This window comes from Streptomyces sp. NPDC057877 (genome assembly GCF_042796855.1).
Classification (GTDB): Bacteria; Actinomycetota; Actinomycetes; order Streptomycetales; family Streptomycetaceae; genus Streptomyces.
The window spans coordinates 63,926-84,581 of record NZ_JBHVMS010000016.1; the positions used below are offsets into that span (position 1 = coordinate 63,926).

Consider the following 20,656-nt stretch of genomic DNA (forward strand, 5'->3'; position numbering starts at 1 on the left):
GTGGAGCTGCGGCTGCTGGTGACCTTCGAGAAGGTCGCCACCGTCCTGAGCTTCACCCGCGCCGCCGCCGAGCTGAAGTACGCCCAGTCCAGCGTCACCAGCCAGATCCGCGCCCTGGAGTCGGACCTCGGCACGGAGCTGTTCGACCGCCTCGGCAGCCGTATCCGCCTCACCGAGGCGGGCGAGCGGCTGCTGCCGTACGCCCGGCGCGTCCTGGAGCTGACGGAGGAGGCGCGCGCGGCGGTGACGAGCGCCGGGGAGCCGGAGGGTTCGTTGACGGTCGGCACCATGGAGTCGCTGACCAACCACCGCCTGCCGCCCCTCCTGGAACTCTTCCACCACCGCTACCCGAAGGTCCGCCTCTCCTTCCGTACGACCATCGGCGACGAGACCCGCCGGGCCCTGCGCCAGGGCACCTACGACCTGGGCTTCCTGATGGAGGCGGAGACCGAGCACCCGGGCCTGGAGACGGAGGTCCTGGCGCCCGAACCGCTGGCCCTGATCGCGGCCCCGGGCCACCCCCTGACGGGCGGCACCCCCACGACCGCCGACCTCCTCGCCCACCCCCTCCTGGCCACCGAACCGGGCTGCGCGTACCGCGACCTCTTCGAGCGGGAGCTGAAGAAACACGCCCCGGTCTCCTTCATGGAGTTCGGCACCATCGAGGCGACCAAGCGCGCGACGGCGACCGGCCTGGGCGTCGCGCTGCTGCCCGAGGTGACGGTCGCCGCCGAACTCGCGGAGGGCTCTCTGGTGCGGCTGGACTGGCAGCCGCCCTTCACCCTCTGGACCCAGCTGGCGTGGCGGGCCGAGAAGCGGCTTCCGGCGCACGCCCGGCTGTTCCTGGAGCAGGCACGGAAGCTGCTGGCCGAGCAAGGGTGACCTTCAGGCTGGCCAGCACGATCAGCGGGACGCCGAGCGCCTGGACGAGCCCGATGTGGTGGCCGTAGACCGCCCAGTCCGCGACCATCGCGACCGCCGGGTAGACGAAGGCCAGTACGGCGATCTTCGAGGTGGGCAACTGGGCGTACGCGGCGTACATCAGCACGTACATCAGCCCGGTGTGGATGACCCCGAGCCCGACCAGCCACCCCCAGTCGGCCCCGGTGCCGCTCATCCGGCCGAAGGACGCGAAGGGCAGCAGCAGCGGAATCCCCACGAGCACCTGCACCAGGGCGATCAGATGCGGCCGTACGCCGCTGATCCGCTTGGTCACGAGGGTCGACAGCCCGTAGAGCAGCGCGGCGAGCAGGGCCTGCCCGATGCCGGTCAGGTACCCGCCGCCACTGGTGAAGTCGCCGGGCGTGACGCCCGAGACCAGGATCAGCCCGACGAAGGCGAGGCCGATCCACCCCACCTTGGCCGCGGTGAGCCGCTCGCGGAAGAGGAGGGCGCCCAGCAGGACCACGTAGAAGGGCTGGGTGTGGTAGACGACGGTCGCCACGGATATGGACGTGTTCTCGTACGACTGGAACAGGAACACCCAGTTGAAGACGATGAACACGCCGCCGAGGACGGCGAGCCCGAGGGTGCGCGGCGTGAACCCGTGCCCGCGCAGCCACCCCCGGGCGGTGACATAGACGCCGAGGGCGAGGGCGCCGAACAGCACCCGGAAGAAGACGACGTCGAACGGGGAGGCCCCGGACTCGACGACGAAGATCCCGAGGGTGCCGGAGAGCACCATCGCGGCGGTGAGTTGGGCGACGCCCTTGCGCTGTGAGGTCATGCCCAGAAGCTACGAGCGCGCTGACCTGCCGGTCCACGGCCCAGTGGGGCGTCCTGCCGATGGGGCCATCGGCGGCACCGATGGCCCCACGGACAGGGCGTCAGCCCCCACGGCCGGACCGGGTGTTGCAGAGGGTGGACAGGTACCTGGCGTGGTAGCTCGCGCTGGCGTAGTCCCCGCCCCGGTCCTCGCCACGCACGACCCTCGGCTACGGAGTCGCCGTCGGTTCCGGGGCGCCGGTGTCCAGGACCTCGTCCGTGGGTGCGTCGGTGACCGGCGCCGCGGCGACCGTGAGGGTGATCGGCGTGCCGCTCGGTGCCTCGGTGCCCGGTTCCGGGGTCTGGGCGACGACCGTGCCCGCCGTGGCCACGTCGGAGGCCTGTTCGACCGTGGTGACCTGGAAGCCCTGGGCCTCCAGGGCCGCCGTCGCCTCGTCCGTGGACCAGCCCTGGACGTCGGGGACGACCACCGGCGACGCGGTCGGTTCGTCGGTCACCTCATCGGTGGGGGTGACGGACGGGGCCTCGGGGTCCGGTGCCTCCGGCAGGACCTCGTCGGTCGTGCCGTCGGTGCCCGCCTCGCGGGCCAGGCCGGTGTCGGGCTGCTCCACGTCGACGAGTTGGTAGACCTCCACCGGTTTGGTGTCCGGCGCCGGTTCCACCTTGGCCACCTGCTTCTTGTCGTACGAGGACCACTTCTTGTTGCGGTCGTCGAACTTGACGTCGGCGTCCCCGATGTCGTGCTCGAACGCCTTCAGCGGGTTGCCGCAGCTGCACTGGACGGCCGGTGCGCCGAACTGGTCCACCAGGATGGCGATGCCCGCCTCCAGCAGCGCGTCGAAGGCGTCCGCCCTGCCCTTCTTGAAGTCGTGGTTCTTGACCAGGGTGTCGGTGCGCAGCAGGACGGGCGTCAGCTTCCTCACGTAGCCGTCGATCTCGTCGATCCCGCCGAGCCCCTTCACCTCGGCCCACTCCTGGGCCTTGCGCCGGTTCCGTGGGTCCTCGAGGAAGTCCACCAGCCCGGCCTTGTCGCAGTGACCGGCGTCCCGGGTCCCCCCGTAGAGACCCGGGTCGCTGCCCCCCAGCACCCCGCCGAGACCGGACAGCGCCGCCGACACGGCGATGTCCTTGCCGAGGTTCTTGAAGAAGGGCGCCGCGGTCGGCACCCCTCGCGCGACGGCCCGTACGGCGATCGCCGGGCCGAAGCATGCCGTCGTCAGCAGGCCGACCAGGGCCAGGACGACCGCGAGCGCGATCGTGGCGCGCCCGCTCCCCCGTATGTGCTTCATGATCTTCTCCAGTTCTCCTTCCCGCGGTCGCGGTTCCGCCAGTGTGGGCGGCACGTGGGGGGCCGCACATCGTGGCCCGCACGGGATCGGTGGGGGTCCGGACCCGTGCCCGCACGGATGACGGGCCCGTCCGCCCGTGGCGACCATGGGCCATGCCGCTGACCGTGCTGATCGTCGACGACGACCCGGGGTTCCGGGCGGCGGCGCGGGCGCTGCTGGAGGCGGACGGGGACTTCGTCGTGACCGAGGCGGCTACGGGCGCCGACGCGCTCGCCGCCGCGGCGCGGGAGCCGCCCGACGCCGTACTGCTGGACATCGGGCTGGCGGGCGGGGACGGCTTCGCCGTCTGCCGGGCGCTGTGCGCGGCGGCTCCGTCGGTGGCCGTCGTGCTGTGCTCCGCGCGTGAGCCGGAGCTGTACGGCGAGCGGATCGCACGCTCCCCGGCGGTGGGTTTCCTCGCCAAGGAGCGGCTGTCGGCGGCGGCGCTGACCCGGCTGGCCGCCCCGGACGAGGGGGTCTAGGGCGGTCAGTCGTCCGAGGCGAGGTACATCAGCACGGCGCGCACCCGGCGGTCGTACATCTCCTTGGCCTCGGGGCGCAGGCCCAGCTTGTCGAAGACGGTGTTGACGTGGTCCTCGACGGTCCGCTTGCTGATGGACAGGGCCGTCGCCATGGCCGAGTTGGACAGGCCCCGCGCCATCAGTTCCAGCACCTTGAGCTGCTGGCCGGTCAGGGCGGCCAGCAGGTCGCGGCGGTGCGGGGTGCGGTAGAGGGCGCGCTGGATCTCGCCGTCGATGGCGTACTTGCCCGCGCCGACCTCGGCCACGACGCCGGTGACGAAGTCGGGTCCGGTGACGCGGGACTTGAGCTGGTAGCCGATGCCTCCGGCGGCTGTGCCGGGGGCGGCCTCCAGCAGGTGGCGCAGGTGGGTCAGCTCCATGTCCTTGGACAGGAGCAGGATGCCTACGGCGGGATGGGCGCGGCGGATGTCCACGGCGGCCCGGAGGCCTTCGAGGGTGTGGGTGGGCGGCATCCGGATGTCGACCACGGCGAGGTCGGGCAGGGTGCGGGCGACCGCGGACCGCAGTGACTGCGCCTCCGTCGCGCGGGCGGTGATCTCGTGGCCCTCCTCTTGGAGGATCATCGCCAGTCCGCGCAGGTACACCGGGTCGTCGTCGGCCAGCACGATGCGCAGGGCGCGCCCCGGGGCCACCGTCATCACACGTCCCCCTTCTCGCGTACCGCCGTGGGCAGGGTCACCGAGACGACCGTGCCCTCGCCCGGCGCGCTGCGGACGGTCAGTTCACCGTCGTACGCGAAGACGCGGTGGCGCAGTCCGAGCAGTCCGGTGCCGCCGCCGTGCGCGTCCGCGCCGCCGACGCCGTCGTCGGTGACGCTCAGCCGGAGGAACCCGTCGGCGTGGTCGAGGGAGACGTGCATGGTGTGGGCGTCGGCGTGCTTGAGCACATTGCTGATCGCTTCCTTGACGACGTAGTACGCGGTGAGTTCGACGGGTTCGGGCAGCTCGGGCGGGATGGTGGCGTGGAGGTGGACCGGCAGGGGGAGGTCGGCGGCGAGGGAGCGCAGCGCGGGCAGGAGGCCCGCCTCGCTGAGGACGACGGGGTGGATGCCGCGGGCGGCCACCCGCAGTTCGGCGTGGCCCTGCTCCAGCGTGGCCAGCGCGTCGTCGAGGAGGGCGGCGAGTTCCGGGGCGCCGCCCGCGCGGTCGACGCGGCGGCGTGCGAGGCGGAGCTGGAGGCCGAGGTTGATGAACTTCTGCTGGGCGCCGTCGTGCAGGGCCCGCTCCACCTCGCGGCGCTGTTCGTCCCCGGCCTCGATGACCCGTCGACGGGAGGCGCGCAGTTCGGCGACGAGGGCCTGGTTGTCGAGTTCCAGCGCGGCGGCGGTGACGACGGCCTCCAGGACGTGGCGGTCCTCCCGGAGCGCCGGGTCGTGCACGAGCACGCCGACCCGGCGCCCGCCGCGCTCCAGGTGGCTCGTCCACTGTCCCGGCGCGACGGTCAGCGGTCCGCCGTCGGTGTCGACCCAGCCGTGGCCGTCGGGTGCGGGGAAGCCGAGTTGGAGCGAGGCGTCGTCGAGGGTGCGGGCGAGTTCGGCGCGCAGCGCGGCGCGGGAGGTGAGCGGCAGTCGGCGCAGCAGTCCGGCCACGGCGGTGCGGCCCAGGCGGATGCGCCACACCCCGGCCAGGAAGGCGAGCGGCAGGCCCAGCACCGACAGATGGGCGGCCGTCAGCAGCGGGGTGTGCGACCAGGCGCGGTCGGCGCCGAGCGCCGCGTCGAGTCCGGAGGCGAGGCCGCCGACCAGCCCGACGGCGAGCAGCGGGCCGAGTTCGCGCCGGTACGGCCGTGAGGCGGCGGCCCAGCGCCACAGCAGGACCGCGACCACGGCCGCGCTGACGAGGAGCTGCACGGCGTCGGTCAGCTGCCGGAGCTGTGGCACCGGGTGCACCAGGACCAGGTTCGGGGTGACGGAGTGGTGGAAGAACACGCCGATCGGCTGGAGGACGAACGCCACCGCGCAGGACACGGCCAGCAGCGTCCGGTCGGCGAGGGCCGCGGGGGCTCCGTCGTCCGCGCGGGAGCGCAGGTGGCCGTAGGGGAAGACGAGCAGGAGCGGGATCAGGAAGCCGGTGGACGCCGAGCGCGGGAACAGGCCGACGGTGTGGACGAGCGGGTCGGTGGAGATCTGGAGGTCCTCCGCGAACCAGCCGATGCCCACGAGCAGCATCAGCAGCCCGACCGCGTTGCCCGGCCGCCGCAGCCGCGCCAGCAGCCCCGCCCCGAGGTACAGCCCGCCGACCGCGCCGGAGAACAGGGTCGAGGTCGATTCGGCATGCCGGTCGGGCGCGGTGAGGACGAGCACGAAGACCCCGAACGCGGCGCCGGTCAGGGCCAGCAGGACGGCGGTGCGGCGCGGGTGCGGACCCGGCGCGCCCGACCCGGCGGCCACCGGCACCCGGGGCCGTACGACGACCAGGCGAGCAGCTCCCCCCACCACCGTCTCACCCCCTGACGGCTCCCCCCGCGCGAAACAGCGCACTCACGGTACGCGCTCGGACGACTCCTGTACGCGGTTGTGGCGAAACTCCCCCATACGTGGGTTTCCCTGGGCGTCATCGGCCGACGGTCCGTCAGCTCCGTAACACAACGGACACCACACGACCTGTTCCGGATCAACGCCCCCTTCCTAAACTGGTGTTGGTGGAGGGGGACACAAGAGTGGGCAGACGGCTCTACGGGCGCGGAGCGCTGTTCGACGCGGAACCGGCCGGTCTTGCCCCGCGCCTGGTCGGCCTGCGCCCGCACCGGCATCGCGGCACGGCGGTCGAGCATCCCAAGGAGCTGCCGTTCGTCGTGCTGACCGGCGCGCGGGGGCTCGGCAAGAGCGCGGTGCTGGAGGAGATGCGCGAGGCCTACAAGGGGCACACGCCGGTCGCGCTCGTCGACTGCGCGGGCGCGCAGTTCGCGCGGGCGCCCTTCGGTCGGCCGGAGGAGTCCTGGTCGCCGCTGTCGCAGGGGCTGCTGGAGGCCGCCGAGCAGTTGGCCGAGCCCGTCACCGGGGCGGGGCGGATCCAGTTCCCGCGGCTGATGGCGGGGCTGGTCGCGGTGGCGGCCAGCGGCTGGGCGGACGCCGACTCGGAGCGCATCCGCAGCGAGGTGGAGCGGATCCTGCTGCTGAACGAGAGCGGGTCGTGGATCTCCGGGGTGGCCGGGCGCTGGGCCGGGCGGGTCGCCGCCAACGTGGTCGCGGCGGCCACCAGCACCGGTCCGCTGCTCTCGGCGGCGGTGGAGGCGACGCTCGACTCCATCCAGGAGGGCTTCGGCAGCCGACGGCACCAGCGGGCCGCCCTGTGGTACCGGGACTATCCGAACGCGGGCGGGCACGCGCGCCGCGGGCTGATGCTGCTGTCCGGGCACTTCCGGGCGGGCGGCGCCTCGCGCGAGCACGCCGAGCGGTATCTGGTGCGGGCGCTGCTCGCCGACCTCGCCGACGCCTACACGGGGGTGCTGCCCCGGATGCAGCGCCTCGGACGCCCTCTCGTCCTGGTCGACAACGCGCAGGCCGCGCCCGGCCCGGGGCTTGTCGACGCGGTGCTGCGGGACCGGGCCGAGGGCATCGCCGACCAGGTGGCGTTCGTCGCCGGGCTGCGCGGTGACGGCCGTACGAACGCGCTGCGGGCCGCCGTACGGCGGGCGCTGCCGGAGGTGGCGCGGCGCAGCGACTGGGCGCCGGACCCGGCCGCGCCCTCCTCGCGGGCGCTGCTGGTGTCGCTGTCGCCGCTGTCGCCGGACGACACCCTGCACCTGGTGGGCGCGGTGTGCGGGGAACTGGCCGTGCCGCCGCAACTGCCGCACGCCATGCACCGGCTGACCGGCGGCAACCCGCTCGGCGTCGAGGTGCTCGCGGAGTCCGCCGCCCAGCACCCCGGCTCTGCGGGCTCGCTGGGCACGCTCGTCACCGCCGAGGTCCGGCTGCGCGAGCACGGCGAGGCCGAGCCCGCCTACCGCGAACTGCTGGACCGGCTGGTGCCCGCCGACCGGCTGGACGAGCTGACCGTGCTGGCCGCCGCCCACGACCACGACTCGGCGTGCGCGCTGGCCGAGGCGCTGCTGCCGGACGACTTCGGCCCCGCGGACGTCCGGGCGCTGCAGAACCGACTGGCGGCGGAGGGACTGCCGGTGGTGCCGGGCCAGTTCGTGGGCAGCGCCTTCGTCCGCACCCTGCTGCTGCTCCGGCTGCACCACCGCGACCCCGACCACCGCCGCTGGCGCGCCGCGCACGAGACACTGATACGGCATTACGACGCCACCGGCGCCAACGACGCCACCGGCGAGGACCGCACCCGCTACCGCCTCTACCACCAACTCGCCCTGGGCACGAGCGAGTCGGCGGTCGCCCATCTGCGGGACACCTTCCCGCACCTGGACACCCGTGTCTGGCTGGACACCCTCTCCTTCGTGGCGTCCGCGCCCTACTTCCACGCCCATGACGCCGAGGGCCGCGACCACGAGCGCGCGGTGGACGGGCGTACGGCGGTCACGCTCGGCCACACGGACGCCGATCAGGTGGTGCCGGACGGCGTCGAGACCGCGCAGCACCTGCGGATCCGGCGGCTGCTGCACGCGGTGTGGCAGTTGGCCGATCCGCTGGTGCTGCCGGAGGAGCGGGTGTGCGACCGGCTGCGGTACGAGCTGGAGCAGCTGTCCAATCTGCGGCCCGCGGGCAACGCCCTGCTGTGGCGGGCCTCGCGCGACTGGCCCGCGAACGCGCTGGCCGGGCGGCCCCTGGGCGCGGTGGACGACTCCGACGCTGACGACGACCGGGACGGAGGCGCCTGATGGCGCGCGTGAACCTTTGGGGGGAGTGGCTGCGCGAGGGCGTGTGGGAGATCCCGCTGCGCCGCTATCTGGCGCTGCTGCTGGCCGCCGCACTGGTGGTGGGGGTCGCCTTCGTGGCGCGGGCGCTGACGCGCGACGACCGCTCCTGCGCCCCCGGTGTCGAGCGGCCCGAGGGCAGCGACGACTGCGTGGGCGTGTCGACGACCGCCTACGACTTCGGGCGGGAGGAGTTCACCGAGACGATCCGGGCGATCGACCGGGAGAACCGTTCGCTGAAGCCGGGCAGCTACGTCACGGTCGCCATGCTGGCGCCGTTCACGGCGACCGACCGCGACAACGTCAACGACACCCTGCACGAGCTGCAGGGCGCCTACCTGGCGCAGTACCAGGCCAACCACGAGTCCAACGGGCAGACCCCGCAGATCCGGCTGGTGCTCGCCAACCCCGGGGCCAACGGCACCCACTGGCAGGACACGGTCGGGCGGTTGGTGCGGATGACGAAGGGTGCGGACCGGCTGCGGGCGGTGACCGGGGTCGGCTCCAGCACCGAGAACAACAAGCGGGCCGTGGCCGAGCTGACCCGGCGGGGCGTCCCGGTGGTCGGCAGTTCCATCACCGCCGACGACCTCGCCAACGACCAGGACGGCGTGGACCCCTTTCCCGGGCTCGCGCGGGTCTCGCCGACCAACACCGACGAGGCCCGCGCGCTGACCTCGTTCGCCAAGGTGAGGGCGGGGCGGGCGCTGCTGGTGTACGACAAGCCGGGCGACCCGTACACGACGACGCTGCAGAGGTCGTTCGAGCGGCTCCTGGAGGGCTCCCCGTACGAGCCGCAGCCGTTCACGCCGCCGGACGACCGCAGCGAGGAGGGCACGACCGCCAACACCTTCCGGCAGATCACGCACCTGGTGTGCGACACCTCCAGGGAGACCGACACCATCCTGTTCGCCGGTCGCCACACCCAGTTGCGGCAGTTCATCAACGCCCTCGGCGGGCGCGGCTGCCAGGACCGCCGCTTCACGGTGCTGACCGGCGACGAGGCGTCCTACCTCACCGGCGACGAGGATCTCGACCGCGACGCCCTCAAGCGCAACCTCTCGGTGCGCTACACCGCCCTCGCGCATCCGGACGCCTGGGAGCACGACCCGGCGCAGACCGGCGGTTCGGTGGGGGACGCGCGGGAGCTGGAGCGGCTGCTGACGAGGAGCGAGCGCGAGCCCATCGGGCCGATCGGGCCGGTCGCCCTGGAGGACGGCCAGCTGATCATCGCTTACGACGCGATGCGGCTGGCCGTCCACGGCATCCGCCAGGCCACGCCCGAGGGGAGAACCAACCCGCCGCTCGCCGACGTCGGCCTGCAGTGGCCCCAGGTGAAGGGGTCGCTGCGGGTGGACGGGGCGAGCGGCTGGATCTGCCTGGACGTGCACGGCAACCCGTACGACAAGGCCGTACCGATCGTGGAGCTGACGTCCGAGGGGCGGGCGCGGTTCGTGCAGATCGCGTGGCCGGAGGGGAAGCCGCCGGGGGAGGAGTGCCTGCCGCCGTCGTAGGTACCCCCTTTACTGCTCGATCAAGCGTTCGAATCTGGTGCGCCAGCCCGACTCCGACTCCCCCTCCCCCCGGAACTCGTGCGTGAAGCGCAGCACGCACGCCTGGTCACCGTCGCGTTCCAGGTGGAAGCGGATCCGGCCGCCCTCCCCCACCGTGTACTCGGCGACCCGGTCCACGTCCCAGGCGGTGACCTGCCCGGAGCCCACGCCACGGAGGGTGACCGCGCCGCCGAGCCGGGGTTCGAGCACCGCGGCCGGGGTGAACCAGGCCGCGAGCCCGTCCGGGGTGGCCAGCGCGGGCCAGACCGTCTCCATGGGCCTCGGGAGCCGTACCAGGAAGTGCAGGATGTGGGTGTTCCCGTGGGTCTGGCTGGTGCCCTGTTCGACGGAACCGGTCATGACACCAGCCTGGCCCCTGGCGGCGGGATGCGCACGCGTTACGGGCGGACCCCGGCCTTGTCGACGACGGCCCGGCGCAGCACCGCGGTGTTGCTGGTCACGGTGCCCTCCTTCACGTCCGAGTAGTCGTCCGTGGCCACACTGCGCTCACCGAGGAACTCGAAGGTCTCCTTGTCGAAGATCCACTCGTCCCGGGTCGGGTTGTCGGGGTCCTGACGGGCGATCGCGACACCCTTGCGCCCGGCGGCGTCGACCGCGTCCTCGACGACCGTCACCCCGGGGATGCGGGCGACGGCGCGGTAGAGCGCGGCGCTCTGCTCCGGCGGCACGATGGCGCCCCGGATGAGGTCGGCCGCCAGCACGAACATGGCCTGGTTCGTCTCCTGGCCGCTGTGCTCGGGGGCCGTCCTGTGCAGCCAGTCGTACATCGCGTCCGCGTCGGTCGGCAGGGTGGACAGGTGGCGGTAGTTGGTGGAGACGTCGTAGCCGGGCTCCCCCTTGCGCGGGTCGGGGTCCATGGACCACTGGCCCCGGCCCGTCTCCCTGATCAGCCCCTTCCTCGTGCCGTCCACGGAGTGCCAGTGCTCCAGGCGGTGCAGCGGCGGGATCCTCGTCTTCGCCCCCTCCTCGTACCGGGCGTAGGAGACCTTGCTCTCCACGTACACGAACTGGTCGTCGCGGATCTCGCCGTAGGTGCCGCCACCGTCCTCGGCCGCCAGCGCCACGTCCTCCAGCAGCGCCACCGCCGCCTTCGTGGGAGGCGCCGTGGTGGAGTCGCCGGAGGGTGCGGCGAGCGTCAGGGTCACGGCGGCGACGGCCGCCACCGCCCCCGCCACCAGCGCCGGGCGCAACCAGGGCCTGCGAGCGGGCTGTTCCTGCCGGATCTCGGTCATCAGATGCTCCTTCAGGAGTCGGTGCCGGCCCGGCGGAAGGTCGTGCTCGGGAAGCTGGTTCATCGGTGTCCCTCCCTCATGGGCCTGACCGCGGTCGTGCGGTCACCTCTCATCTGTCCGCGATCCGCGGGTGGTTCCATATGTTTCGCGAGTTTTGTCCGCGCTCGCGAGAGCCGCGACCGCACCGTCCCGACCGGCACCCCGAGGGCCTCGGCGGCGGCGGTGTAGTCCAGCCCGTCCCACACGCACAGCGCCAGCACCTCCCGCTCGGCCCGCCGCAGCCTGGCCAGCGCGGTGCGTACGACGGCCAGTTGCGCGGCGTCGTCGATCCGGCCGTCCACCTCGTCGGCGAAGTCCCGCACCGTCTCCCCGCGCGGCAGCCGCGCCACGGCGGCGGCGTGTCTTCGGGCGGCGCGGCGGGTGTTGCGGGTCACGTTGGTGGCGATGCCCAGCAGCCAGGGCCGCGGTGAGCCGCCCTCCTCGTCCAGCTTCGCGCGCAGCCGCCAGGCCTCCAGGAAGGTCAGCGAGACGACGTCCTCGGCGGTCGACCACTCCCCGGTGAGCCGGTAGGCGTGGTTGTAGACGGAACGCGCGTACGCGTCGAAGAGTTCACCGAAGGCCGCGTGGTCCCCCGCGCGGATGCGTGTCCGCAGATTCGTCTCCACGCCCTACTGCCTGTCCGTACGCCGAGGGCCGGTTCCCGTGAGCTGCCTCACAGGAACCGGCCCCAGGGGTGCGCGGTCGTCAGAAACCGGTCGCCTGGAGCACGCCCAGGCCGACGTCGGCGTAGGAGTGCTTGCCGGAGACGAACATGTTCACGCCGTAGTAGTTGAACAGCCAGCAGGCGAAGGCGAGCAGCGCCAGGTAGGCGGCCTTGCGGCCCTTCCAGCCCGCGGTGGCGCGGGCGTGCAGGTAACCGGCGTAGGCGACCCAGGTGATGAACGACCAGGTCTCCTTGGGGTCCCAGCCCCAGTAGCGGCCCCAGGCGTCACCGGCCCAGATGGCGCCCGCGACGATCGTGAACGTCCACAGCGGGAAGACGGCCGCGTTGACCCGGTAGGAGAACTTGTCCAGCGAGGCCGCGGCGGGCAGCCGCTCCAGGAAGGACCGCGCGAACTGGCCGGGCTGGCCGCCGCTCGCGAGCTTGTTCTCGTAGGAGTCGCGGAAGAGGTACAGGACCGTGCTGACGGCGCCGACGTAGAAGACCGCGCCGCACAGGATCGCGGTGGAGACGTGGATCCACAGCCAGTACGAGTGGAGGGCGGGAACCAACTGGTCGCTGTCGGTGTACAAGACAGTGACGGCGAGGCCGAGATCGAGGAGGACGCTCGTGAGCAGGAAGAGTCCCAGCCAGCGCACGTTCATCTTCAGCGCCAGCAGCAGGAGGTACACACCCACGGCCGTGGTGGAGAAGGTGATGTTGAACTCGTACATGTTGCCCCACGGCGCCCGCTCCACCGAGAAGGCCCGCGCGAGCACCCCGCCCAGTTCCAGGGCGAAGGCGAGCACCGTGAGCGAGATGGCGATACGGCCGTAGAGGTCACCCTGCTGGTCACCCCCGTGCGCCCCCGGCCCGTCGGGCACGTCACGGGCGCCGCCCGTCGCCCGCACGACCACCTTGGGCCGCTCCAGCACGGCGGTGCCACCCCCCTGCTTCACGGTGACGGCCGGAGCCGCCGCCTGGGCGGGGGTGAGCGCGGCGGCCGTGCGGCCGACCTTGCTGCGGCTCCCGAAAAGCCACTCCGCGATGTAGGCGAAGAAGGCCAGGGTGTAGACGGCCATCGAGGAGTAGATCAGCGTATTGCTGAGGTTCGCGAGGTTCTCGTGAGTAGCGGCGGCGAGAGTCACTTCTCAGCCCCTTCGGCAGGTGCAGCGGAGTGGGTCGGGTCGGGTTCTTGCTCTTGTTCCTGGTCGGGCGCGCCCGGCGCCCGTTCGTAGAGGAGCCCGGCGAGGTCGCCGAGTTCCTCGGGCACCTTCGCGGACTCACTGCGGCCGAGCCCGGCCATCTCCACGACGGTCACCCCGTCGGCGCCCCGCACGGCCCGCACCCACACACGGCGGCGCTGGACGAACAGGGAGGCGGCCAGGCCCAGGATCGCGGCGATGGATCCGGCGAGCGCCCAGCCGCTGCCCGGCTGCTTGGCGATCTGGAAACCGGCCCATTCCTGGATGCCCTCGAAGGTGACCGAGCCCGCGCCGCCGGGCAGCTCCATGGTCTCGCCGACCTTCAGCCGCTGCTTGAACAGATCGCCGCCCGAGTCCTTGAACTCCTTCAGGTGCTTCTTGTCGAGCTGGTAGATGCTCTGCGGGATCCCGGAGTCCACCCCGAGGTCACCGTGGTACGCCGACAGCGCCAGCCGCGGGTTCAGTACCGCGGGGAACTGCGACACCATCGTGCCGCTGCCCTCCCCGGCGAAGGTGGGCACGAAGAAGGCGTTGAAGCCGAGCTGTTCCCGCTCGCCCGCGGCGTTGCGGTAGCCGTCCATGACCTTGATCGCACCGGAGGAGGTGATGTTGCCGTCCAGCGGCAGCAGGGCCACGGCCTCCTTGTCCATGACCACCTTGCCGCGCGCGTCGCGGACCGTCACGATCGGCGCGTAGCCGTGGCTGACCAGGTAGACCTTCGAGCCGCCGATGGCCAGCGGCTCATTGACCTGGACGGTGGTCTCCTTCTCCTCGCCGTAGGCGCCGACGCTGTAGGTGAGGTCCGCCTCGAAGGTGCGGGCGGTGCCCCGGTTGGGTCCGGAGGGCTCGTAGGTGCCGCGGAAGTCCCTGAGGTTGAAGCTGAAGGCGTCCAGGTCGTCCTGGCCGAAGAGGTTGCCGGACTTGAAGTCGTCGTACTGCGTGAGGGTGTTGGCGAACCCGTCGCCCTCCAGGACCAGCTTGTTGCCCTCGTACTTGAACAGCTGGCCCCAGGCGAAGGCGATCAGCATCACGATCAGCGCGAGATGGAAGAGGAGGTTGCCGACCTCGCGCAGATAGCCCTTCTCGGCGGCGACCGCGTCACCGACGACATGGCCGCGGAACCGCCGCTTCTTCAGCAGCGCCAGCGCCGCCTCCCGGACCTGCTCGGGTGCGGCCTCGGTGCGCCAGGTGGTGTGCGCGGGCAGCCGGGTCAGCCGCCGGGGCGCGCCGGGCGGCAGTCCGCGCAGCTGGCCGACGAACTGCCAGGTGCGCGGGACGATGCAGCCGATGAGGGAGATGAACAGCAGGATGTAGATCGCGGAGAACCACACCGAGCTGTAGACGTCGAAGAGGCCGAGCTTGTCGTAGATCGGCGAGAGGGTGGTGTGCCGCTGGCGGAAGTCGGCGACCTGGGTGGCGTCGACGCCGTTCTGCGGGATCAGCGAGCCGGGGATCGCGGCCAGCGACAGCAGCAGGAGCAGCAGCAGCGCGACCCGCATCGAGGTCAGCTGCCGCCAGAACCAGCGGGCCCAGCCGATCACGCCCAGCGTGGGCAGGTTGGGGGCCTCCTCGCGGGGCGCGGTGGACAGCTGGGAACCGGCGGCGCCGAGGTCCTGGTCCTCGGCGGTGCTGGCAGCCTCGCTCACGGGCGCGCTCGACGGGGCGCTTGCGGTCGTCTTACTCATCGATCAGATCCCCACAGTGAAGCCGTTGGACCAGGTCTGCATCTCGCTCACCAGGTGGTCCCACGCGCCGGTCAGCAGCAGCACACCGGTCGCGATCATCATCACGCCCCCGACGCGCATCACCCACACATAGTGGCGCTTGACCCAGCCGAAGGCACCGAGGGCCTTGCGGAAGGCGATGGCGGCGAGCACGAAGGGCATGCCGAGCCCGAGACAGTAGGCGACGGTCAGCAGCGCGCCGCGCCCGGCGCTGGCCTGGTTGGAGGAGAGCGCGAGCACCGAGGCGAGGGTCGGCCCGATGCAGGGCGTCCAGCCGATGCCGAACAGCGCGCCCAGCAGCGGCGCGCCGACCAGCCCCGCCACCGGCCGCCGGTGGAAGCGGTATTCCCGCTGGGTGAGCCAGGGCATGAGCCCCATGAAGAAGACGCCCATGAGGATCATGAGCACCCCGAGCACCTTGGACAGCAGGCTCTGCTGCTCCTGCAGCTCCTGCCCGAAGAACCCGAACAGCGCCCCGCCGGAGACGAACACGACCGTGAAGCCGAGCACGAACAGCGAGGCGCCGACGGCCATCCGCCCCCGCCGGGCCTCGGCCAGATCGGTGCCGCTGACCCCGGTGACGTACGACAGGTAGCCGGGGACGAGCGGCAGCACACAGGGGGAGAAGAAGGAGACGAGCCCGCCGAGGACGGCGATGGGCAGGGCGAGCAGCAGGGCGCCGTTGAGGACGGTGTCGTTGGTGCCGGTGGCGGCGAGCGCCGTGAGTCCGGTCGCGGTCACGTCACTTCTCCGCCAGGACCGGGTCGAGCATCTCGCGCAGCTTCTTCTCGCTGAGCGCCTGGAGGGTGCGCGCGGCGATCTTCCCGTCCCGGTCGAGGACCAGTGTGGAGGGGATGGCCTGCGGGTTGAGGGTGCCCTTCGCGAAGCGGAGCATCAGCTTGCCGGTCGGGTCGTAGAGGCTCGGGTAGGTGATCCCGAACTCCTCCTCGAAGGCGAGCGCCTTGCCGGTGCTGCCGTCGCGGGTGTTGATGCCGACGAACTCGACGCCCTGGTCCTTGGTGTCGTCGTAGACGGTCTGGAGGTTCTTGGCCTCGGCGCGGCAGGGCGAGCACCACGAGCCCCAGATGTTCAGTACGACGATCTTGCCCTTGTAGTCGGCGATGTCGAGCTGCTCGCCCTCGAGGGTCTCACCGGACAGATCGGGGGCGGCGCTCCGGCCGCTCTTGGCGACGGTGTCGATGCCGTCTCCCCCGGCGACGAACCCGGTGTCACCGCCGCCGCCCGAGGTGCCCCCGGAGGAGCAGGAGGTCAGGGCGAGTGCCGCGACGGCGGCCACGGCGGCGAACGGGGTGACGCGGCGGCGGGTGCGGCGTGGGCGGTTCGAGCGCTGGGGGGCGCGGCTGGCGGCACTCATGTGAAAAGTTTCGCATGCCCGTTCTGGGGATCTTGCGCACCCCCCTGGGGTCGCGCACCCCCCTGCTCAGAGCTGCCGCCAGCCCCCGGTCGGCGCCTGCCCCACGTCGAGCGTCCGCAGCTTGTCGAGCACCTCGGGCCGCTGTACGTCCAGCCAGTCCACGAACTGCCGGAAGGACACCAGCCGCACGTCCCCGCCCTTCTCCCCCTCCCGGGCCATGTACTTGAGCGCCTCTTCGACGGCGTCCATGTAGATACCGCCGTTCCACTGCTCGAAGTGGTTGCCTATGAAGAAAGGCGCCCGATTGGTCTCGTATGCCCTCTTGAACCCGGACACATAGGCCTGGGTTGCCTGCTCGCGCCAGCCCGGGTGGTGGTGCGCGGGGGCGTTGGTGGAGTTCACGGACTGGTTGGCGAGGATGTTGTAGTCCATGGAGAGCACCTCGAACGAGCGCCCGGGGAAAGGTATCTGCTGTAGGGGCAGGTCCCACAGTCCCGCCCGCTTCCCCGGCCACACCTGGCGCCCGCCGGGCGAGGAGGCGTCGTAGCGCCAGCCCAGCTCACGGGCGGTGGGCAGCAGGTTGTCCTGCCCGAGCAGACAGGGCGTACGGCCGCCGACGAGTTCCTTGTCGTAGTCGAAGGGCAGCGACGGCAGCTCACTCCAGCCGGTGTTGCTCCGCCACTCCTTGACGAACGCCTTCGCCTGCTCGATCTCACTGCGCCACTGCCGCGACGTCCAGTTGCCGACGGAGCCGTACCCGCCGCAGAAGTGCCCGTTGAAGTGGGTGCCGATCTCGTGCCCGTCCAGCCAGGCGCGGCGGACGTTCTTCAGCGTGTCCTTGATGTGCTCGTCGGTGAGGTAGCCGATGTCGGAGGCACCGCGCGGGTTGTTCGGGGGGTCGTAGAGCCGCTTCTTCGACTCGGGGAGCAGATAGAGACCCGAGAGGAAGAAGGTCATCGCCGCGCCGTGCTCCCTGGCGAGATCCAGGAAGCGCGGGAAGAGCCCGTTGCCGACCTCACCGGCGCCGTCCCAGGAGAACACCACGAACTGCGGCGGGGTCTGACCGGGCTCCAGCGGCACGGGCGCGGGGGGCTGGTGGGGCTGCTTGCCGGTGCGGGAGGTGGAGCCGTCGCCGATGGGGCGGGCGGTGGGGGTGGGGGTTCCCCCGTCGCTGCTGCCGGAGCCCTTGTCGGAACCGGCGTGGCGGCTTCCCCCGTCTGACGGTTTGAGGCCGCCGCAGCCCGCGATCCCGGCGGCGGCGGCCCCCGCGCCGATGCCGATAAGTCCCCGTCGCGTGAAGTTCCGCATGGCGGCCCCGTCCGTCGCGCTGCTGTGCTGGTCATCCAGTCAGATGAACGCGACGAACGGTTGGTTTCGCTGGAATTACGCAGATTCCGCAACGAATGTCACAGACGGGTGCGGACCCGCGCCGGGCCGCTCGGTACGCCTCACGCCCCGAAGGCCTTGTCCTTCCCCTTGACCGGCTTGGCACCGGCGAGGAGATGGGCGGGGACGAGATCGCGGGCGGGCTCGGTGTACCCGACGGAGACGATCCGGTCACCCTCGTAGGTGAAGGTCGTCAGGGACGCGAGCGTGCACTGCCGCTTGCGCGGATCGTGCCAGAGCCGCCGCTTCTCGACGTACGACCGCACGATCCAGATCGGCAACTGGTGGCTGACCAGCACGGCCTCGTGCCCCCGGGCCCGGTCCTTGGCGGCGTCCAGCGCACCCATCATCCGGACGACCTGGTCGACGTAGGGCTCACCCCAGGACGGCTTGAACGGATTGACCAGGTGCTTCCAGTTCTCGGGCCGCCGCAGCGCCCCGTCCCCCACGCCGAAGGTCTTGCCCTGGAAGACGTTCTCGGCCTCCAGCAGCCGCGCGTCGGTGGCGAGGTCGAGCCCGTGCGCCTTGGCGATGGGGGTGGCCGTCTCCTGGGCCCGCTCCAGCGGCGAGGCGGCGACATAGGTGATGTCACGGGTGGCGAGGTGCTCGGCGACCCGGTCGGCCATCTGCCGCCCCAGCTCGGACAGGTGGTAGCCGGGCAGCCGCCCGTACAGCACGCCGTCGGGGTTGGCGACCTCGCCGTGCCGCATCACGTGGACGACGGTGATGTCCCGCTCGGCGCCGCTCATGCCGTGGCCTCCGCGGCGGCACGGGCGGCGGCCGGAAGCGCGTCGGCGATCCGCTGGACGGCACGCTCGTCGTGCGCGGTGGACACGAACCACGACTCGAACGAGGAGGGCGGCAGGTACACGCCCTGGGCGAGCAGCGAGTGGAAGAAGGCGGTGAACCGGAAGGACTCCTGGGCCTTGGCGTCCTCGTAATTGCGCACGGGCCGGTCGCTGAAGAAGACGGAGAACATGTTGGAGGCGCTCTGCAGGGTGTGCGCGACACCTTCCTTGCTCAGCGCCTCGCCGACCAGCGCCTGGATCTGCCGGGAGACGGCGTTGACCTTGTCATAGGCGGCGTCGTCGAGCAGCCGGAGCTGGGCGAGCCCGGCGGCGGTGGCGACGGGGTTCCCGGAGAGGGTCCCGGCCTGGTAGACGGGCCCGGCGGGAGCGAGGTGGGCCATCACGTCGGCCCGCCCCCCGAACGCGGCGGCGGGGAACCCACCGCCCATGACCTTCCCGAAGGTCAGCAGGTCGGCCCGCACGCCATCGACCCCGTACCAGCCACTGCGACTGGTCCGGAACCCGGTCATGACCTCATCGGAGACAAAGAGGGCCCCGTTCTCCTCACAAGCATCCTTGAGCCCCTGATTGAACCCGGGCAGGGGCGGTACGACGCCCATGTTGCCCGGGGAGGCCTCGGTGATGACGCAGGCGATCTCGCCGGGGTGGGCCTGGAAGGCGGCGCGTACGGCGTCGAGGTCGTTGTACGGGAGCACGATCGTGTCCCCGGCCTGGGCGCCGGTCACACCGGGCGTGTCCGGCAGGGCGAAGGTGGCGACCCCGGACCCGGCGGCGGCGAGCAGGGCGTCGACGTGCCCGTGGTAGCACCCGGCGAACTTGATCACCTTGGCCCGCCCGGTGAACCCACGGGCGAGCCGGATGGCGGACATGGTGGCCTCGGTCCCGCTGGACACGAGCCGCACCTGCTCCACGGGCTCGACCCGCGCGACGATCTCCTCGGCGAGCGCGACCTCCCCCTCACCGGGCGTACCGAAGGACGTACCGCGGCCGACGGCCTCCTGGACGGCGGCGATCACCTCGGGGTGGGAGTGCCCGAGGATCATGGGCCCCCAGGAACACACGAGGTCGACGTACTCGCGCCCGTCCGCGTCCGTCAGGTACGGACCGGTGCCGGACACCATGAACCGGGGCGTGCCGCCCACCGCGCGGAAGGCACGCACCGGGGAGTTGACGCCGCCGGGAGTGACGACGGCCGCACGGTCGAACAGAGCCTGCGAGACAGGCGCGTCGTACGCATAGGGTGCATCAGGGGAATGGGGGGCTTCGCTCATGACGTGCGACTTCTCCGACTTCCGTCTCGGACTCCGGTTGATGGTGACCTCCTCAGGGTAGGCCAGCGGCCCGCAACGGCCGGGAGTGCCCGACGGGAGCCCAAGGACCACCGCGAACGACGACGAGGGAATACGTCTGATCAATCAAGCGCTATCTGCGACACTGAGGCCTGCCGGACATCCCGCGGACAGGTGTTTCAACACGCCACGTTTCGGCGGGCGGCCGTGGGGGAGGTCACTGACACGATGATCGGGTTGCGCGGCGGGGCCCACGCGCCCTAGAAAAGCAGTCGGGTGGAGATATGCATCGCGGTGGCGGACTGGGCGAGGGGACTGACGACCTGGGTCCTCGACGTGCCCGGCGGGGAAGGCACCGGCGCGACGCTGAGGAAACGGCAGAAACACGCCGGACACCGGACGTACCGGGTGGTCCCGGCGTACCGAGTGAGCGCAGAAACGGTGGTCGGGTGGGGGTGACGTACAAGTACTTCGGCGCACCGGACGGCGCGACCGCGGCCCGCGTCCCGATCTCGATGCGCCCCGAGGAACTCGGCGGCGACGAGCTGGGCATGAACGGCATGTTCACCAAGATCAAGCCCGAGACGATGGCCGCCATGGTCCTCACCGGCATCGAGGGCGTCCCCCTCCACAAGGTGCCCCCACTGGAACTGGTCGTCCTCCACCCCGACTACGCCGTCGTCAAGCTCCCCATGACCGTCGTCGACCCCCTCCGCGGCATCGGCGAGGAGGCGGTGGGCGCGGCGGCCTTCATCTGGTCGACCGTGCCGGATCGGGGTGGGCCTCGGGATGCGTTCAATGTGTACCAGTTGCTGCACGAGTGGCAGGACTTCTCGCATCGGTTGCATGAGGCGGGGCATCAGCCGTACTGCCTGGTGTGGCCCTGATCGGCTCTGAGCTGGGGATTCTTGCGGGTTGGGCGGGGTCTTCGGGCCTCGCCCTTTTTGGTGCC

At 71.7% G+C, this 20,656-nt stretch carries 19 protein-coding genes; 5 read left to right on the top strand and 14 right to left on the bottom strand.

Going from position 1 to position 20,656, the window contains the following annotated elements; translation table 11 throughout:
- Positions 1-882 (top strand): LysR family transcriptional regulator, encoded by an 882-nt coding sequence (locus ACFVQG_RS36595; protein ID WP_383392372.1) that lies wholly within the window; start codon positions 1-3, stop codon positions 880-882.
- Here the strand turns inward: ACFVQG_RS36595 and ACFVQG_RS36600 are convergent.
- Together ACFVQG_RS36600 and ACFVQG_RS36605 are read right to left on the bottom strand one after the other, a co-directional pair.
- Positions 779-1,726 carry a DMT family transporter gene (locus tag ACFVQG_RS36600; RefSeq protein WP_383392375.1) on the bottom strand — a complete coding sequence of 316 codons (948 nt, stop codon included), beginning with the start codon at positions 1,724-1,726 and terminating at the stop codon, positions 779-781. The genes ACFVQG_RS36595 and ACFVQG_RS36600 overlap by 104 nt on opposite strands.
- A 208-nt stretch (positions 1,727-1,934) precedes the next feature.
- Entirely contained in the window at positions 1,935-3,014 is a 1,080-nt protein-coding gene (locus tag ACFVQG_RS36605; protein ID WP_383392378.1) for a DUF6777 domain-containing protein, read from the bottom strand.
- Positions 3,015-3,166: 152 nt separating this feature from the next.
- Here ACFVQG_RS36605 and ACFVQG_RS36610 point away from each other — a divergent pair, with 152 nt between their 5' ends.
- Positions 3,167-3,535, top strand: a complete 369-nt coding sequence (locus ACFVQG_RS36610) for a response regulator (RefSeq protein WP_383392381.1) — start codon at positions 3,167-3,169, stop codon at positions 3,533-3,535.
- Positions 3,536-3,540: 5 nt separating this feature from the next.
- Here the strand turns inward: ACFVQG_RS36610 and ACFVQG_RS36615 are convergent, their stop codons facing one another.
- On the bottom strand, positions 3,541-4,233 hold the full coding sequence (locus ACFVQG_RS36615) for a response regulator transcription factor (RefSeq protein WP_383392384.1): 693 nt from the start codon (positions 4,231-4,233) through the stop codon (positions 3,541-3,543).
- Entirely contained in the window at positions 4,233-6,029 is a 1,797-nt protein-coding gene (locus tag ACFVQG_RS36620; RefSeq protein WP_383392386.1) for a sensor histidine kinase, read from the bottom strand. The genes ACFVQG_RS36615 and ACFVQG_RS36620 overlap by 1 nt, the downstream gene beginning before the upstream one ends.
- Before the next feature lie 224 nt (positions 6,030-6,253).
- On the opposite strand from ACFVQG_RS36620, the gene ACFVQG_RS36625 reads away from it, so the two are divergent.
- A complete protein-coding gene (locus ACFVQG_RS36625) occupies positions 6,254-8,374 on the top strand; it encodes a hypothetical protein (RefSeq protein WP_383392389.1) in 2,121 nt (706 codons plus the stop codon).
- Positions 8,374-9,924 carry a hypothetical protein gene (locus tag ACFVQG_RS36630; RefSeq protein WP_383392392.1) on the top strand — a complete coding sequence of 517 codons (1,551 nt, stop codon included), beginning with the start codon at positions 8,374-8,376 and terminating at the stop codon, positions 9,922-9,924. The genes ACFVQG_RS36625 and ACFVQG_RS36630 overlap by 1 nt, the downstream gene beginning before the upstream one ends.
- 9 nt (positions 9,925-9,933) lie before the next feature.
- On the opposite strand, the gene ACFVQG_RS36635 is transcribed toward ACFVQG_RS36630, so the two are convergent.
- From ACFVQG_RS36635 to hemL, 10 genes are all read right to left on the bottom strand, one after another.
- Positions 9,934-10,323: an SRPBCC domain-containing protein gene (locus tag ACFVQG_RS36635; protein WP_383392395.1), complete on the bottom strand. Its 390-nt coding sequence runs from the start codon at positions 10,321-10,323 to the stop codon at positions 9,934-9,936.
- 38 nt (positions 10,324-10,361) lie between these two features.
- Positions 10,362-11,279, bottom strand: coding sequence for a CU044_5270 family protein (locus ACFVQG_RS36640; RefSeq protein ID WP_383392398.1), 918 nt, complete (start codon positions 11,277-11,279; stop codon positions 10,362-10,364).
- The gene (locus ACFVQG_RS36645) at positions 11,276-11,881 is read right to left on the bottom strand and encodes an RNA polymerase sigma factor (protein WP_383392400.1); all 606 of its coding nucleotides are present in this window, start codon (positions 11,879-11,881) and stop codon (positions 11,276-11,278) included. The genes ACFVQG_RS36640 and ACFVQG_RS36645 overlap by 4 nt, the downstream gene beginning before the upstream one ends.
- A 79-nt stretch (positions 11,882-11,960) precedes the next feature.
- On the bottom strand, positions 11,961-13,064 hold the full coding sequence (gene ccsB, locus ACFVQG_RS36650; protein WP_383392402.1) for a c-type cytochrome biogenesis protein CcsB: 1,104 nt from the start codon (positions 13,062-13,064) through the stop codon (positions 11,961-11,963).
- Positions 13,061-14,806: a cytochrome c biogenesis protein ResB gene (locus ACFVQG_RS36655; protein WP_383392405.1), complete on the bottom strand. Its 1,746-nt coding sequence runs from the start codon at positions 14,804-14,806 to the stop codon at positions 13,061-13,063. The genes ccsB and ACFVQG_RS36655 overlap by 4 nt, the downstream gene beginning before the upstream one ends.
- Positions 14,807-14,809: 3 nt before the next feature.
- Entirely contained in the window at positions 14,810-15,586 is a 777-nt protein-coding gene (locus tag ACFVQG_RS36660; protein ID WP_383392408.1) for a cytochrome c biogenesis CcdA family protein, read from the bottom strand.
- A 1-nt stretch (position 15,587) separates the two neighbouring features.
- The gene (locus ACFVQG_RS36665) at positions 15,588-16,220 is read right to left on the bottom strand and encodes a TlpA family protein disulfide reductase (protein ID WP_383392411.1); all 633 of its coding nucleotides are present in this window, start codon (positions 16,218-16,220) and stop codon (positions 15,588-15,590) included.
- A 66-nt stretch (positions 16,221-16,286) separates the two neighbouring features.
- Positions 16,287-17,528, bottom strand: coding sequence for a hypothetical protein (locus tag ACFVQG_RS36670; protein WP_383392414.1), 1,242 nt, complete (start codon positions 17,526-17,528; stop codon positions 16,287-16,289).
- 140 nt (positions 17,529-17,668) lie between these two features.
- Positions 17,669-18,355 carry a histidine phosphatase family protein gene (locus tag ACFVQG_RS36675; RefSeq protein WP_383392416.1) on the bottom strand — a complete coding sequence of 229 codons (687 nt, stop codon included), beginning with the start codon at positions 18,353-18,355 and terminating at the stop codon, positions 17,669-17,671.
- Positions 18,352-19,686, bottom strand: coding sequence for a glutamate-1-semialdehyde 2,1-aminomutase (gene hemL / locus ACFVQG_RS36680; protein ID WP_383392419.1), 1,335 nt, complete (start codon positions 19,684-19,686; stop codon positions 18,352-18,354). The genes ACFVQG_RS36675 and hemL overlap by 4 nt, the downstream gene beginning before the upstream one ends.
- Before the next feature lie 302 nt (positions 19,687-19,988).
- Between hemL and ACFVQG_RS36685 the strand changes: the two genes are divergently transcribed.
- On the top strand, positions 19,989-20,591 hold the full coding sequence (locus tag ACFVQG_RS36685; protein ID WP_383392422.1) for a hypothetical protein: 603 nt from the start codon (positions 19,989-19,991) through the stop codon (positions 20,589-20,591).
- The last annotated feature ends 65 nt before the right edge of the window (positions 20,592-20,656 follow it).